The following is a 16,190-nucleotide window of genomic DNA, read 5'->3' as shown; positions in this document are numbered from 1 at the left end:
GGCGCCGCAATATAGATGGCCTCGTCCATCCGCCCGAAGATATCCCAGCAAAGGCGCCGCCATGTCCGCATCCCACATCCTGGTCGACCAATACATGAATTATCTATTGGTGGAAAAAGGCCTGGCTCAAAACACCCTGGAGGCCTACGGAAAGGACCTGGGCGTTTTCACCGACTTTCTCCAGGAGAGAAAGATTGACGATTTGACCAAAGCGGACACTCCAGACATTCTCCAGCATTTGATCGAACTTCGCGCCCAGGGCCTGGGCGCTCGTACAAGGGCGCGGCATCTGGTGGCTATCCGGGGCTTGTTTTCCTTTTTGGAACAGGAAAAGATCATCAAACATAATCCCGCCAAGCTGGTGGATCTGCCCAAAACCGGCATGCATCTGCCGGACGTGATTTCCGTGGAGGAGATCGAGCAATTGCTGGAGGCGCCCAACGAGATGGACATTCTGGGCGCGCGGGACAGGGCCATGATGGAGCTTGCCTACGCTTCGGGCCTGCGGGTGTCGGAGTTGATCCATGTAAAGGTGCAGGACATTCATCTGGACGCGGGATTCGTCCGGGTTATGGGAAAGGGGGCCAAGGAGCGCATCGTCCCCATGGGCAGGCAGGCCAGGGAAAAGATAAAAACCTACATGGATAACGACCGGCCCATCCTGTTGAAAGGCAAGCCGGGCGAGTTTTTGTTCGTGGTCAGAGGAGGGCGCCCCATGACCCGTCAGGCCTTTTGGAAATTGTTGAAAAAATACGCCTTAAAGGCCGGAATCGCCAAGAATATCACCCCGCACACCTTGCGGCATTCCTTCGCCAGTCATTTGCTGGAAGGCGGCGCCGACCTGCGGGTGGTCCAGGAAATGCTTGGGCACGTTGACATTTCCACCACCCAGATATACACACACGTGGCAAGAGAGCGATTGATTGAAATTCACGAACGCTATCATCCCCGGCATTGATAAGCGCCGGGTCAAATTTTATTTGCGAGGACGAATATGAAAATCTACCAGTATCCTTCCCAGGCTGCGGAAAAACGGTTTAAGTCCATGGTGGACCGGGGCGTCTCGTTCCGGGTCAAGGACGTAAAAGCCGTATCCAAAATTTTGGAAGACGTGCGGAAAAACGGCGACCAGGCGGTGGTGGACTACTCCAACCGCTTTGACGCCGGCGGCATGACCGTGGAATCCATGCGGGTGACCGACCAGGAAATGCAGGACGCCCTGGCTCAGGTGGACCCCGAGTTTCAAAAAGCCATGGAACGGTCTCATCGCAATGTGGCGGATTTTCATCGGAGGCAGCTTCCCAAGTCCTGGATCACCACGGACAGGCCGGGCACGGTTTTAGGCCAGATGATTCGGCCTGTGGACGCGGCGGGCGTCTATGTGCCGGGAGGGCAGGGCGGAAGCACGCCTTTGGTCTCCTCCGTCATCATGGGCGGGGTTCCCGCAAAGATCGCCGGCGTGGAGCGGGTAATCATGGTTACGCCTCCCAGGGCCGACGGAACCGTGCATCCCTATCTTTTGGCCGCGGCCCGTCTTACGGGGATCGACGAGATCTATAAAATCGGCAGCGCCTGGGCCGTTGCAGCCATGGCTTTCGGAACCGAAACCATCAAGGCTGTGGACGTCATTGTAGGCCCCGGCAATATTTACGTGACCATCGCCAAAAGCCTGGTGGCTGGAACCGTGGGCATCGACATGATCGCAGGCCCCAGCGAGGTCCTGGTCATTGCGGACCACACCGCCGACCCCGATTGCATAGCAGCCGACCTTCTTTCACAGGCCGAACACGACCCCATGGCAAGCTCCATCCTGGTGACCACAAAAAGGAAGATCGCCCTCAACGCCAAAAAAGCCCTGGCCGAACGGGTGGCCAAGCTCTCCCGCCGGGAAATCGCGGAAGCATCGGTGCAGAAAAACTGCGTGGCCTTTGTGGTGGAAGACCTGGACGTCGCCGCGGACCTGTCCAACGCCATCGCCCCGGAGCATTTGGAACTCCTGGTGGAAGATCCTTTCGCATACTTTCCGAAAATCAAGCACGCAGGCGCCATGTTCCTGGGACAGTACACTCCCGAACCCGTGGGAGACTACGTGGCAGGGCCCAATCACGTGCTGCCCACCCAAGGCACGGGACGTTTCTCCTCTGCTTTAAATGTGGATAACTTCCTCAAGAAAATCAGCCTCCTGCACTATTCCAAGGAGACCTTCGACGCGGAAGCCGAGGACATCATCCGCCTGGCCGAGGTGGAAGGCCTCACCGCCCACGCCGAATCCGTCAAGGCGAGACTGAAAAAATAGGGGCGAAAAAACGAAAGAGCGAAAAGAAAAACTGCAAAACTGCGCCTCCGGCGGCCAACTTTTTGTAAAAAGTTGGATCAAAAACTTTTGAATTGCGCTTCGCGCACGGACTCAACAGGCCCAAGAAAAACGCGACGGGTTAATTTCTTGTTTGGGGTGGCCCAGGCAAGGCTTTTTCTGCCCATAAGTAACTTTTAAACGATAACTCTTAATATTTCAGAATGTTATTTGACGCGCGCTCCCATGCTGTGCGTGGGAGTGCATACCAGGGCAGCACAAATCTGTGACAATATTCAAACCCAAAAATCAAAGCAAATTCTTTCCAACCTTGCCGAATTTTTAAAAATAATATCCTTATTCAAGCACCAAAAATCCGTTATTAATATAAAAAATTAGGAAGGCGCCTTTTTATCTTGACGTCTCCCCATGGATGCCTATATTGTTTTCAGAAAAAGGAAGGCGCCTTCCTAATTAACTCTGACAACGAAAGGAGAGATGTTTAATGTTTAACCATAAAAGAGAACATGGCTTCGGCGAAGGCAGAGGCCGCAGAAAGCACATTCACCATCATGGATTCGGGTCGAATCGGCATGGCGGAAGGCCCCGCCTTATAAGAGATTTGGGCTGCCGCGGTCTATCCTGCATGGACGCCATGGCCCCGGCGGACTTCATCAGACAGGCTGAGGTTATGGACCCGCCGGACATGGCGATCAACACGGCGACTTGCCCTTTGTGCAAGAATCATTGCCCTATTGACGATCCCGGATGCAAAAAAGGGGAAGCCTATTTCAAGGCCATGAACCCCGATGAAAGGGTGCAATAATGAACGAAACAAACGAACAGGCAGCGCATGTCAACGGCGGAGATCTGGCGGAATTGTTTCATCGGGTTTCGCGCATGATGGGCAGGTCCCATCATCACCGTTCCGGATTTCGCCGCCATGGCCAAAACCGGGCCCTCTCCGTCATCATGGAAAAAGGGCCTATCAACCAGCGGGAATTGCTGGAAATTTTGGACGTCCGGTCTTCTTCGTTAAGCGAGATGCTGGCCAAGTTGGAGCGGAAGGAACTCATCGTACGCCAACGCAACGAGGAGGATAAAAGGAGCTTTATCGTCTCAGCCACGGAAAAAGCCAAAACCGATTTTTCCGGCCGCAGCAGAGGGGGAAGGAATTCAGAAAGCGTATTCACCTGCCTGGAGGATGAAGAACGCAGCCAGCTAAGGAATATCCTGGAAAAAATGATCGCCTCCCTGGGCGATGAGGCTCCGGGTCGGCGCACCGGATTCGGCCGCTGCAGAGACGGCAGAGGGAGGAGAGGCTTTAACGAAGGAAGCCGCAAGGGCAGGGGGCGAAGGCCTCGCGGACGCGGCGGCAGGGATGAACAATCCGTCGAATAGACGCCATTCTTGAGTCCTACAAGTTATGGCGCTTCCACCCATGCCCACGAGCGAAGCGCCATTGAAATGTTCAACTCTATTTTTTTAAAGCCTGATTGATTGAGTCGGCAGAATACCGCAATCTACAACAATTGGCCTTGATTGATACTTATCGCCCGCCGAAATTTGTTGATTTCCGGAGGCATTTTTGGCCGCGCCTTTTGTTCTTGCGAACCCAGGCAAAAAAAGCCTTGCCTGGGCCACCCTCCCTGAAAAATAATAACCCGCACGTCACGTTTTTCGTGGGCCTGTTGAGTCCGTGCGCAAAGCGCCATTTAAAAGATTTTGCGGAGCTTTTTACAAAAAGCGACCCGCCGGAGGCATTTTTTCCTTTCTCTTTAAGTCAAAGCCTGTTCGATATCTTCCTTTAAATCGTCGATGTGTTCGATGCCGATGGACAGGCGCAGGAGGAAGTCGGAAATGCCCACCCGGGCGCGTTCTTCCGCGCTCATGGGCTTGTGGGACGTTTCCTTGGGGGAGCAGATGGAAGACTCCACGCCTCCCAGGCTCACGGCCGGCTGGATCACCTTGAGTTTTCTTAAAAAGACGTCCACGTCCCCGATGGGTTCGTCCACTTCAAAGGACATCATGGCGCCGAAGCTCTTCATTTGTTTCTTTGCGATGTCATGGCCGGGAAAGCCGGGCAATCCCGGATAATTGACCTTGACGATCTTGGGATGCGCCTCCAGGAATTCGGCCAGGGCCTGGGCGTTTTCGCACTGCCGCTCCACCCGGATGGCCAAGGTTTTCAGGCTGCGTTCCAGCAAATAGGCGGCAAAGCTGTCCAGGCTGCCGCCCAGATGCCGGGCCAGGTCCAGGATCGGCTGCATTTTTTCCTTGGAAGCCAGGGCGAATCCGCAGCACACGTCGCTATGGCCTCCCATGTATTTGGTGCCGCTGTGCACTACGATGTCGATCCCCAGGGCCAGGGGAGCCTGGTTGATACTGGTTCCGAATGTGTTGTCCATGAGAGAAGTTACGCCATTTTCCCTGGCCCAATCCGCCGTGGCCTGGATGTCCAGGATGTTCATCAGGGGATTGGTGGGGGTCTCGATGATCACCATGGTTGTGTTGGGCTTTTTGGCGGCCATGATCGCTTCCGGGCTTGTGGCGACGAAATCGTATTCCAGGCCCAGGCGCTCAAAGTCGGCGGTGGCCATGGAGTGGGTGCCGCCGTACAGGTCGTCCAGCAGGATTATGTGATCCCCCAGCCTGGTATGGGCCAGGATCGTTGTGCTGATGGCGGCCATGCCCGAGCTGAAGAGCAAACCGTCTTCCGCGCCTTCCAGGGCGCAGACTTTTTTTACGACAGCCCCTTGATTGGGCGTGGTGAAATACCTGGGGTAGCAAACCTCTTCTTTATCCATATATCCATAGGCCGTGGAGGCGTATAAAGGGCTGTTCAATCCCTGGTATTGATTATCCTGTAGAGTTCCTGCCTGCACGCACTGGGTTTCCTTTTTCATAACGAATCTCCTTTTATGTGAGCAATACACCCGGCGCTGATTTTTTGTCCAGAACATTTTCAAAACGGTTAAGTTGCATATTCCATTGACCTTATGGACCATTTTTGTCAAATAATGTATAAGGATCTATCAGAAGCCTATCAATCCGGAGACGGAAACCGCCATGAACAAGCGAAGGGAAGAAGACAGCCTGGGGCCTGTTTGGGTGGCCGAGGACGCCTATTACGGCTCTCAAACCCAAAGAGCCGTGGAAAACTTTCCCATCAGTTCCACGCTTTTTCCTCATGCTGTGATTTTGGCCATGGTCAGGATCAAGCGTCTGGCCGCCGGCGTCCACCAATACCTGGACCTGCTGCCCGCGGAAATCGCTGAGGCCATCGTCCAGGCGGCCCAAGAGCTGGAATCCGGCGCCATGAACGATCAGTTCCCGGTGGATGTGTACCAGACCGGGTCGGGCACCTCATCCAACATGAACGTGAACGAGGTGCTGGCGGGCCGCGCCAATGAGATCCTTACCGGCAAGAGGGGCGGAAAGCATCCGGTGCATCCCAACGATCACGTTAATCTGGGGCAATCCTCCAATGACGTGGTTCCGTCGGCGGTGCACATCGCCTGCCTTATGAGCCTGGATGACGATCTGCTGCCGGCGTTGAAAATTCTGCACGCCAGCCTGGAAAAACAGGCGAAAGCCTTGCAGCCGGTCCTCAAGACGGGCAGAACCCATTTTATGGACGCCCTGCCGGTTCGTATGGGCCAGGAGTTTGGAGGTTACGCCAGACAAGTGGAACTGGGCATGGAGAGAATCCAGGGCGTATATTCCAGGCTCGGCGAGCTCGCCTTGGGCGGAACCGGCGTAGGCACGGGCCTGAACGCCCATCCGGATGTGGCTCGAAGGGTGGTGCGTAAACTGGTCAAGGAAACCGGGCTGCCATTCTCCCTGGCCAAAAGCCGTTTTGAGGCCATGGGCGCAAGGGACGGCCTTGTGGAGCTTTCCGGGGTCTTGAAAACCCTGGCCGTCGGGCTCATGAAAATCGCCTCGGACATCCGTCTGATGGCCAGCGGACCGCGTTGCGGAATAGGGGAGATCCGTTTGCCCGCGCTTCAGCCCGGCTCGTCCTTTATGCCGGGCAAGGTCAACCCGGTCCTTCCCGAATCCGTCCTCCAGGTAGGGGCCAGGGTGATCGGCAACGACGCAACGGCCGCTGTGTGCGGCCACATGGGCAGTTTGGAGTTGAACACCATGATCCCCGTTCTGGCCCAGTGCGTGTTGGAAAGCATCAAGTTGCTGGCTTCCTCCTCGCGGGCTTTTGCGGAAAAATGCATAGACGGGCTGGAGGCGGACGAAATCCGATGCCGGGACATGCTTGACCAGAGCACGGGGCTCGCCACTTTGCTAGTTCCGGACATGGGGTACGATCAAGCCGCCGAGTTGGCCCGCGAGGCCCATGAATCAGGAAAAACCGTCCGGGAGTTGGCCATGGAAAAAGGCCTGCTTTCCGCCAGAGAATGGAAAGATCTTTTGGAAGGATTATAAATGAAAATTCTCGTCTTATTAGCTCATCCGGATAAAAACAGCTTCAATCACGCCATTGCCCAGACCGTGGTGGACCAATTGGAGCTCAGCGGCCATAAGGTGTTTTTTCATGATTTGTACGAAGAGGGGTTTAACCCGCTTTTGCCTGCTGAGGAAATCCCGTCCGACGCCAAGCTGCCCCCCGAAATCGACTCCCATTGTTGGGAGCTGGCTTTGGCCGAGGGCATCGTCATCGTGCATCCCAACTGGTGGGGCCAGCCGCCGGCCATTTTAAAGGGTTGGGTGGACAGGGTGGTTCGGCCCGAGGTGGCCTACCGTTTTCTGGAAGGGGACGGCGGCGAAGGCGTGCCCGTAGGCCTTTTAAAAGCGCAGACCGCGGTGGTGCTTAATACGTCCAATACACCGGGCCAGCGTGAGGATGAGCTCTTTGGCGATCCCCTGGACATATTATGGCGGGAGTGCATTTTCGGCTTGTGCGGGGTGGAGTTTTTTCATCGCCGGATGTTTCGGGTTGTATGCACGTCCACCGAGGACGAAAGGCGGGGTTGGCTGGCGGAGGTCAAGCAGCTTATTAAGTCAGCTTTTAATAAATAATACCAAATAATTGATTGTATTTATATAAACCAACGCTTAAGATACCCAGGAACCCAAACTATCCATGAAAACCGCCATCCAGGCCCTGGCCTACGAACTGCCGCCCATCCGCCTTTCTTCCAGGGCCATCGAGGATCAACTGCACTCCACCATGGAGCGCCTGAACATGCCCCGGAAAATCATTGAAGGGCTCACCGGCATTCGGGAAAGACGATTGTGGGAACCCGAAACCCTGGTAAGCGACGCAGCAGCCCGCGCCGCCCAAAAAGCCCTGGACAACGCCGGGATAAGCCCTCGAGACATCGGCTGCCTTATCAGCACCTCCGTTTGCAAAGATTACGTGGAGCCTTCCGTGGCCAGCATGGTGCACGGCGCCCTGGGGTTGCCGCCCGAATGCCTGAACTTCGATGTTTGCAACGCCTGCCTTGGCTTCATCAACGGCATGGAAACCGTGTCTCTCATGATCCGTTCAGGCGCTATTGATTACGGCATGATCATCAACGGCGAAAGCTCGCGCGAGCCCATCGAAGCCACCATAGCACGCCTGAAAAACCCCGAAACCGGCGCCGAAGCCTTTCGGGAGAACTTCGCCACACTGACCTTGGGGTCCGGAGCGGCGGCCATGATCTTATGCAGGGAGGATCTGGCGACCACAAGCCATGTGATTAACGGCGGAGTCAGTATGGCGGCCACCCAGCATTGCCGGTTGTGCCTGGGCCAGAAGGACTCCATGGTTGCCGACGCCCCCAGCGTGATGAAATACGGCGTGGAACTGGCCGGCCGCACCTGGGAGAAGGCGGCCCAAAGCCTGGAAAACTGGACCGACGAAACCATAGACGCATACATCCCCCATCAGGTCAGCGCCCGAAACACAAGGGTTTTGTGCCGAAGCCTGGGGCTAAATCAGGATAAAATGTATTTAAACTACCCCTTGCTGGGAAACATAGGCCCGGCGGCCATCCCCATCACCCTGGCCATGGCCGAGGAAGTGGGAAGGGTTAAGACGGGAGATCATGTGGCTTTGTTGGGCATCGGGAGCGGTTTGAATTGCTCTATGATGAGCCTCACATGGTGATTTTTCAGGGAATGTTTGCATAAAACCGAATAAAGATGCTATTCATTACTCGGTTGGAATCAATCCCCGCACGGGTCGCCCAAAAATCCAACTCAATAAAAACAAAAACAGAACATGAAACGCCTTCGTTAGTTGGAGCAGGAAAGATATGAAACTCTCGGTTGTCATCCCCGTGTACAATGAATTGGAAACCCTCAGGGAAATCCTGGACGCAGTTCTCGCCGTGGAATTGGAAGACATAGAAAAGGAAATTGTGGCCGTGGACGATTGCTCCACGGACGGGACGACCGATCTCCTGAAAAAGCTGAGCGATGAACTGGGAATCAAGGTCCAGTTCCACGAGGTCAATCAAGGCAAGGGCGCCGCTTTGCGTACGGGATTCAAAGCGGCCACGGGCGACATCATCATCATCCAGGACGCGGATCTGGAATACGACCCCAACGAGTATCCCAAACTTTTAAAGCCCATCATCAGGGGCAAGGCCGACGTGGTGTACGGCTCCCGGTTCGCCGGAGGGGAGTCCCATAGGGTCTTGTATTTCTGGCATTCCGTGGGCAACAAGTTTCTGACCCTTCTTTCCAACATGTTCACCAATCTTAACCTTACAGACATGGAAGTCTGCTACAAGGTCTTTACCAAGGACGTGATCTCCCAACTGACCGTTTGCGAAAATCGCTTTGGATTTGAGCCGGAAATCACGGCCAAGGTGTCCAGGATGGGATGCCGGATTTATGAGGTGGGCATTTCCTACGCGGGCCGCACCTATTCGGAAGGCAAGAAAATCGGCTGGAGAGACGGCTTTCGCGCCATCTGGTGCATTCTTAAGTACAACCTGATAGAAAAATAACCGAGCCATGACCAAAAACAGGGCGGCCTTCATATTTCTTGGACTGGGCTTTATTCTTTACCTGGCGCCTGTCTTGTTGCTTTGCGCAACTCCCCCCTACACCAGGGACGCCCTGGTGCACCACATGGCCGTCCCCAAAATCTGGCTTAATTCCGGCGGAATCTGTGAAATCCCTTGGGCCGACTTTTCCTACCATCCCATGAATTTGCAGATCCTGTACTACCTTTCCTTAGTCTTCAAGTCGGATATTGCGCCTAAATTCGTCCATCTTTCCTTCGCCCTGGCTACGGGCCTGATTATCTTTCTGTATTTACGGACGAAAATCTCCAAGCCGTGGGCCGCCTTCGGCGCGTTGTTTTATCTTACCGTCCCGGCCGTCCTGAAGCTCCAGACCATAGCCTATGTGGACCTTGGGCTGGCCTTTTTCGTCTGCGCTTGCGTGCTCGCCCTATTCAAATGGATGGAGCAAGGGTACGGCGTGAATGGTTGGCTTATCCTGGCGGGCGTGTGCATGGGCCTTGCCGTGGGAACCAAACCCAACGGCATACTGGCCTGGGGCCTGATGTGCCTGCTGGTGGTGTATTTTGCAGCAAGGGACGCCGAGCAGGCCCAGTGGAAGGCCGTCTGGTGGGGCGGGCTTTTTTTCCTGTGTGCTCTTATTGTGGTAAGCCCTTGGTATATTAAGAATTACATCCAGGTCGGCAATCCTTTGTATCCGCTGTTTTCTCCCGGAGGATCGGCGTATCCCCTGTTTGCAAACGACAAGGCCGGGGAGGACATCAGCATTTTCCTGCTCAGGAAACAGCTTTTCGGGGAAGGGTTGCTGGAATACCTATTGATACCCATTCGTATGTTTTTCAGCGGCCAGGATGACACGCCCCAATTTTTTGACGGAGTGCTGAATCCCTTGCTCCTGTTAGCAGCGCCTTTTGCTTTTGGATGGAAAAAACATAGGAAGCAAGTCGCGTTCATGGGGCTTTTTTGCCTTTTGTACATTATTATGGCCTTTTTAAAAACCGCGCCGAGAATTCGCTATATAATCTGCACCATCCCTTTTTTGGCCGTCATGACCGCCATGGGCCTGGCCTATCTCCAAAACGCCTTATCCGAACACTTTAACGGAAAATCCGCCCAAGCGCTTGTCTGGCTGCCCGTGCTGGTTGCAGTTTTAGGTTTGGGCGTCAACGCCCGGTATCTGACCGCCTATTTCGCCAAGGCCGACCCAATGCCCTACGTGACGGGCCGGGAGTCCAGGGCTGATTTTTTGGAAAAGCGCGTCAGGGAGTACAAGGCGGTGGAATTCATCAATGATTCCCTGCCTCAAGACGCCGTTGTGATGCTTGTATTTATGGGCCGGCGCGGATACTACTTGGACAGGCGATATTTTCATAAAAACATGGGCGGGGTTCGGGAGATTGACCTGGCCATCCAGGACATGATGGAGGGAAAATCCTCCTCGGGCAGGCTGCACTCCTACGGGGCGACCCATCTGCTCGTCCAAACCAATCTTTTCATTAATCATATAGTTAATGAGTTTGGAGAAGCCCGGGGCAAAGAAATCCTCGGCCAGTTTCTGGCGCAGAATCCCGTCCTTTTTCAAAATAAGGAAGACGCCGTGTTGCAAGTGGGGGCTGCTTCCTGAATGCGATCAGGGAAAAAACTGGATATCGGTCAAGTCCGGCTTTACGAATCCCGGCCCGCGAAATCTGGCTAAAACAGGTTGATTGTGCTCGTTATCCCGCAGGAATAAAATCGCAGTTGAATCCGCATGGATGATTTTCCAGCCTTTGTTGAGCGCCGCAAGTTTTTGAAAAAATTTGGTGTTCGGCGTTAAAAGGACGTCGCCTTTGTACTTGTCCAGCCGGCGCCATTCTTGCCAGGGAAGGGCAAAAGCCAGCATATGATCCTGAATAACCTGCTCCGGGTAGCAGGTCCGGAACCTGCCGTCTATGGAAACCAGCATATTCGGATACAAGTGCCACATGGCGAATTCGCCCCAGTCAAAGGGTAAAATCAGCCCGCCTGTTAAATTATTGGCCTTCATGTATCTGACCGCGTGAACCGGGTAGAAGTCCTGATCTACTACGATCCGCAGGTTTGTGGTTTTGTACAGGTCCACGGTCTTGTAGCATTGAACGGCGCCCGCGGCGAAAAAGGCTGCGGCGATGACGCCGATGGTCGGAAGGGTCATGACGGTTTCAGGATGCTTCTTTTTAAATCCAGCGACCGCTTCGCCGATCCAGTCCACAAGCCACGGGGCGACAGTAATGGCGAAAAAGGGCAAGTGCCGTACATGCTTCAGGGAGGCGTATATAGTGAAAAAAACGACCACCGCCTCCCATTTGCGGATTTTTTCCGGCTTCAGGCATACGGCGGCAAAAAACATGGCCATAAGCAGCTTGGCCTGCCAATGGGAAAAATCCATCAACGGCAGGGGCTCCCATTCACTGATGGCCCGGGGGACGGAAAGCGTCTGGGAAAAAAACAAAAGCAGTTTGTATCCGTAGGGATTTACAAGGGGCGCGGCAAAGGTGAGGAGGGTCCAAAACCAAAGACTTTTTAACGAAAACTCTTTTTTGCCTGAAACCCATTGCATCAGGGTCGCCCAGCCCGCGGCCAGTCCCAGGACCACCACGCCCATCAAAAAGCCCCCGTGCAACTGCACCCAAATCACTGTGGAAATCGGCAGTAAAAACAGGAGGTTTTTACCGCCTGAAAAAAATTCCCTCAAAACAACGATAAAAACGGTGTAAAAGAAAAATGAAAACACTTGGGGCCGCACGTTAAACCCGGGAGCGGCTGCGAAGGCGGCCAGGGAAACCACCAGAGCCGCCGCAATAATCGGCTGGTCACGGCAAGTTTTGATGAGCATAAAAACAATGCAAAGGCCGATAAGCAACTTGCCCAGTAACAGGCCTGCATCGCCGAAATTGGCGTAGGCGACCCAAAAAACCAATTCGGTCAGCCATTCGTGATTAATCCAAATATGTCCGAAAGCCGTCAGGGAAAAAGGATCCGTCGCGTGCAGGCTGCCGTTCTCCACAAGGGCCTGGCCGAATCTCAAATGCCCCCAAAGGTCCGGATCAGCCATAATAAGGGAAAACGCCCACAAAGCGTTTGCAATCGCCAGAAACCAGGCGGCGCCTGTTAACAGCCTTGACCACTGAGGGGAATTGGGGGATACAGAGTTCAATTGATTTTCCATGGTTGCGGCGTTTGCAATAAAAGGTTAGGGTTGATTCAGAGAAATATAGTCGGTTCTATATCACGACTTACCTCTTTTGAAAAAGGGTTGATCATTGAATAATAACAACCGGGCGGAAGGAATTTTAGCGCTTCTCATTATTAGCGGCATTATCCTGGCCGCATTCTCCCCGTTGTTGGCCAACCATTCCTTTCTCTGGGACGATGAGTTGAATCTGCTGCAAAATCCCCGGGCGACCTCTCCGGACTTGAACGGAATCATTCGCTACTGGACCGAACCTTACTTGAACATGTACATCCCGGTGGTTTATTCGGCCTGGAGCCTTATAGCTATGGCCGGCCAGGCTTTGGGGCTTCATGACGGAGGAGGGCCGTTAAGCCCGTGGCTGTTCCATGTCGTCAATCTGTTTTTCCACCTGATTAACGGGCTGCTGCTATATTTGCTGCTTGAAAAACTGGTGAAAAACAAACCGGCCGCCGCAATAGGCGCTTTGCTTTTCGCCCTTCATCCCGTCCAGGCGGAAGCGGCCTCCTATATCACGGAGCTTAAAACCTTGATGGCCTTCGCTTTTTCCGTGGGGGCCATGAACATATACTATGCGTACAAACTTAACCCGAAAAAAAACGGGGCTTTGCCCATTGGCGCAGCTGCAGGCGCTTTCCTGCTTTTTGTCCTGGCCCTCTTGTCCAAGCCAACGGCGGTGGTTGCTCCGGTATTCATTTTTATTATCAATCTGTTAGTCCTTGATTGGGGGTGCAAAAAAAGCATCAAGGAAGCCGCGCCTTGGTTTTTGGTCATTATTCCGTTTTTGATAATCACCAAAAGCGTTCAGCCTCCGTACTCCCATCAATTTGTATCAAGCATGGGAGAGCGCATTTTAATCTACGGAGACGCCATCGCCCATTATATGGCCAAGACGGCCTATCCGGCGCCTTTGGGGATCGATTACGGAAGGACGCCCCAAAACGTCCTAAATACGGGGTGGGGCTATTTTGCCTGGATCATCCCGGCTGTCATCGCCGGAGGCCTGCTTATATTAGGAAAAAAAGCAAGGCCTTATCTTGCGGGAGCGCTGATTTTCATCGCAGGATTCGGTCCGGTTTCCGGGCTTTCCCCCTTTGTATTTCAGACCATCTCCACGGTGGCGGACCGGTACATGTATTTTTCCATGGCGGGAGTTTCCCTGATCGCAGCCCTAATAATAGCCCGGCAACCGCATGCCATAGTCAAAGGAGTGGCTGGGGCCGTCTTGCTGGCCCTGGGCCTGCTCGTCAACCTGCAAGTGCGGACGTGGGACGGCAATGAAAATCTTTATATTCAGGCTATTAAAGCCAATCCCAACAGCGCGATGTCATACAACAACCTCGCCTCCCAGTATATGCACGGGACGACCCAGGGACTCATGTTCTACCATCGGGCTTTTACATTGAAGCCCGATCACGCTGTTGCGGTAAGAAACCTGTGCAGCAGCATTTTGAGCATGCGGAATGAGCATCCTGCCCAAAACCTGCGCTTTTTGGTCAGGCCGGAGGATCAATTCAAGGCCGTAAGTTATTATAATTACGCCGTAAACCTGGCTCGCACCGAGGATTATTCCCAAAGTCTTTTATGGATGGGAAAAGCCCTTGCCCTTGATTTGTTCAATCCAAAAATATTAAATAATTATGCCGTCTTATGCTGGAAAATCAAAGACTACAAAACCGCTCGCACCCTTTTTGAACTGGCGGGAGAGCTATATCCGGAGAGCCCCGATATAGCGGAAAATATTCTCCTGACTTTACCGAGGCCGGAATCCAGTGATACAAAGGCGGAAAACCTTATTTTTTTCAATGCAATCAAAACAGGATGAACCATGAACGTTGATAGAATGCGAAAAATCGACCGCTATGCCGGCGTCCCTCTTTGTTTTGTCATGACTCTGATCATCAAATGCCTTAGGTTCGTCATGCCTGTGCGCCGCAAGCAGGTGAAAAACGTCCTGTTTATTGAATTGTCCGAAATGGGCAGCGTCATCCTGGCGGATCCGGCCATGAAAAAAGCCAGGGACGGTCTGGGCGCCAACGTCTTTTTTGCTATTTTCGAGCGCAATCAAAAAAGCCTGGAAATTCTCAACACCGTCCCCAAAGAAAACGTGTTCGGCATCAAAAGCGGCCCATTTTGGGAGCTTACCAAGGATTGCCTGCGCTTTCTCCTCTGGACCAGGAAAAACAATATCGACACGGTCATTGACCTGGAGTTATTCTCCCGCATTACGGCCTTGCTTTCCGGCATGTGCGGCGCAGACAGGATTGTGGGATACCATAGCTTTCATACGGAAGGGCTTTACCGCGGCGACATGATCACCCATAAAACCGCTTACAATCCCCACATTCACATATCCAAAAATTTCATCGCGCTGGTAAACTCTTTAATAACGGCGAACCAGGAAGAGGTTCCGTTTTCCAAAACCCTGATAAAGGACGAGGAAATCCGCCTGGAAGCAGTGACGCCCAAGCCCCAGGCATTAGACTCCATGCGAAAAGCCATTAAGGCTTTGCATCCGGACTACGACCCCGAGGCGCACAGGATTGTGCTCATCAACCCCAACGCAGGGGAATTGCTTCCTCAAAGGCGGTGGATGCCCGAAAACTTCGTGTCGGTCATGAAAATGATCCTGAAGGCCCACGAAGACGTTTTGGTTCTCATCACCGGAGATCCCTCGGAAAAAGAGGAGGCGGACGAACTCAAGGCCAGGGTAGGGCATGACCGCTGCATCAATTTCGCCGGTCAATGCCAGTTGACCGAGCTGCCCGTCCTATACTGCCTAGCGACGCTCATGCTCACCAACGACTCCGGCCCGGCGCATTTCGCCGCCGTAACGCCCATGCCCACGCACGTGATTTTCGGGCCGGAAACGCCGGCGTTGTACGGATCATTGGGAAATTGCATTCCCATCTTTGCAGGGCTTGCCTGTTCGCCATGCGTCAGCGCCGCAAACCATCGCAAGACTCCTTGTACGGATAATGTGTGTTTGCAAGTAATTACACCGGAAATGGTATTCGGGCTTCTGCAAGAAACCCTGGCCGTTAACGAGGAATAAGGGCAGGGCGCTCCTGATTGACAAAAACCGGCTTAGCTGGCAATAATCAGAGGTCTCAAAACCATTAACCTTTAAATTACTGGTTTGCCTATGCAATCCGATAAAATCCTGGCGGGTTTAAAGGAACTTGCCGAAAAAATCGGGATCAAAGTCACTGAACAGGTGCTGAAATCTCCGGGCATCCATGTGCGCAGCGGGCTGTGCACCGTGCGCGGAGAAGAGCGATTCATCCTTGATAAAAAACTGAACCAGGGCGACAAGATTGAGGTGCTTGCCGACTGCCTGTGCCTCATGGACACCAACGGCGTTTTTCTGGTTCCGCAAATCCGTGATCTCCTTGCCAAACACCGTAAAAGGGCGGAACACAGTCAAAAGCAGGAAGATGCCGAAACCGTCCACGCCGTTGAAGAAGACCACCGCATCGAGGCTTTGATTGAGGCCCTGGACCTGGATAATTCGGATTCCGGCGAAGCCGAAGAGAACCAGGCGAGCCAGGAAGAGACTTCCGAATTGGCTTCTGAAGTCGAAACTCCGGATGATTCAGACCCTAATTTAGAGTCAGGGGGGCAGGCGTGAAATGGGCGCCTTTAGGCGGCGATTTTTTGCACGGATTTCAAAGTTTACATAATATATATTATCGGACATAGCGGATTTTGG

General features: G+C 53.5%; 14 protein-coding genes. 12 read left to right on the top strand and 2 right to left on the bottom strand.

Annotated features, from left to right (window positions below):
• The first annotated feature begins 61 nt into the window (after positions 1–61).
• From xerD to BUE18_RS21255, 4 genes are all read left to right on the top strand, one after another.
• Complete coding sequence (gene xerD / locus BUE18_RS21270) at positions 62–958, top strand: site-specific tyrosine recombinase XerD (RefSeq protein ID WP_073478198.1); 897 nt, start codon at positions 62–64, stop codon at positions 956–958.
• A 36-nt stretch (positions 959–994) separates the two neighbouring features.
• Positions 995–2,296 carry a histidinol dehydrogenase gene (gene hisD, locus BUE18_RS21265; RefSeq protein ID WP_073478197.1) on the top strand — a complete coding sequence of 434 codons (1,302 nt, stop codon included), beginning with the start codon at positions 995–997 and terminating at the stop codon, positions 2,294–2,296.
• A 502-nt stretch (positions 2,297–2,798) separates the two neighbouring features.
• Entirely contained in the window at positions 2,799–3,119 is a 321-nt protein-coding gene (locus BUE18_RS21260; RefSeq protein ID WP_073478196.1) for a hypothetical protein, read from the top strand.
• Entirely contained in the window at positions 3,119–3,694 is a 576-nt protein-coding gene (locus BUE18_RS21255; protein WP_073478195.1) for a MarR family winged helix-turn-helix transcriptional regulator, read from the top strand. Before BUE18_RS21260 ends, BUE18_RS21255 begins: the two co-directional genes overlap by 1 nt.
• A 377-nt stretch (positions 3,695–4,071) precedes the next feature.
• Here BUE18_RS21255 and BUE18_RS21250 read toward each other — a convergent pair whose 3' ends face one another.
• Entirely contained in the window at positions 4,072–5,199 is a 1,128-nt protein-coding gene (locus BUE18_RS21250) for a trans-sulfuration enzyme family protein (RefSeq protein WP_073478194.1), read from the bottom strand.
• A gap of 163 nt (positions 5,200–5,362) precedes the next feature.
• Here BUE18_RS21250 and BUE18_RS21245 point away from each other — a divergent pair, with 163 nt between their 5' ends.
• From BUE18_RS21245 to BUE18_RS21225, 5 genes are all read left to right on the top strand, one after another.
• The gene (locus tag BUE18_RS21245; RefSeq protein ID WP_073478193.1) at positions 5,363–6,733 is read left to right on the top strand and encodes a class II fumarate hydratase; all 1,371 of its coding nucleotides are present in this window, start codon (positions 5,363–5,365) and stop codon (positions 6,731–6,733) included.
• Positions 6,734–7,327 carry an NAD(P)H-dependent oxidoreductase gene (locus tag BUE18_RS21240; protein ID WP_073478192.1) on the top strand — a complete coding sequence of 198 codons (594 nt, stop codon included), beginning with the start codon at positions 6,734–6,736 and terminating at the stop codon, positions 7,325–7,327.
• Positions 7,328–7,391: 64 nt separating this feature from the next.
• Positions 7,392–8,402: a 3-oxoacyl-ACP synthase III gene (locus tag BUE18_RS21235; protein WP_073478191.1), complete on the top strand. Its 1,011-nt coding sequence runs from the start codon at positions 7,392–7,394 to the stop codon at positions 8,400–8,402.
• Positions 8,403–8,550: 148 nt separating this feature from the next.
• Positions 8,551–9,249: a glycosyltransferase family 2 protein gene (locus tag BUE18_RS21230; RefSeq protein ID WP_028314154.1), complete on the top strand. Its 699-nt coding sequence runs from the start codon at positions 8,551–8,553 to the stop codon at positions 9,247–9,249.
• Between the two features lie 7 nt (positions 9,250–9,256).
• Positions 9,257–10,891 (top strand): ArnT family glycosyltransferase, encoded by a 1,635-nt coding sequence (locus tag BUE18_RS21225; protein ID WP_073478190.1) that lies wholly within the window; start codon positions 9,257–9,259, stop codon positions 10,889–10,891.
• A gap of 6 nt (positions 10,892–10,897) precedes the next feature.
• Here the strand turns inward: BUE18_RS21225 and BUE18_RS21220 are convergent, their stop codons facing one another.
• The gene (locus tag BUE18_RS21220) at positions 10,898–12,340 is read right to left on the bottom strand and encodes a hypothetical protein (protein ID WP_170868428.1); all 1,443 of its coding nucleotides are present in this window, start codon (positions 12,338–12,340) and stop codon (positions 10,898–10,900) included.
• A 208-nt stretch (positions 12,341–12,548) separates the two neighbouring features.
• On the opposite strand from BUE18_RS21220, the gene BUE18_RS21215 reads away from it, so the two are divergent.
• The 3 genes from BUE18_RS21215 to BUE18_RS21205 all read left to right on the top strand — a co-directional run bounded on the left by BUE18_RS21215 (position 12,549) and on the right by BUE18_RS21205 (position 16,109).
• Positions 12,549–14,303 (top strand): tetratricopeptide repeat protein, encoded by a 1,755-nt coding sequence (locus BUE18_RS21215; RefSeq protein ID WP_073478188.1) that lies wholly within the window; start codon positions 12,549–12,551, stop codon positions 14,301–14,303.
• Between the two features lie 3 nt (positions 14,304–14,306).
• Positions 14,307–15,533 (top strand): glycosyltransferase family 9 protein, encoded by a 1,227-nt coding sequence (locus tag BUE18_RS21210; protein WP_073478187.1) that lies wholly within the window; start codon positions 14,307–14,309, stop codon positions 15,531–15,533.
• 90 nt (positions 15,534–15,623) lie between these two features.
• Positions 15,624–16,109 (top strand): hypothetical protein, encoded by a 486-nt coding sequence (locus BUE18_RS21205; RefSeq protein ID WP_073478186.1) that lies wholly within the window; start codon positions 15,624–15,626, stop codon positions 16,107–16,109.
• Positions 16,110–16,190: the final 81 nt, after the last annotated feature.

The organism is Desulfatibacillum alkenivorans DSM 16219 (genome assembly GCF_900142135.1).
In the GTDB taxonomy this organism is placed as follows: Bacteria; Desulfobacterota; Desulfobacteria; order Desulfobacterales; family Desulfatibacillaceae; genus Desulfatibacillum; species Desulfatibacillum alkenivorans.
This window is presented reverse-complemented; position numbering and strand designations above follow the sequence as displayed.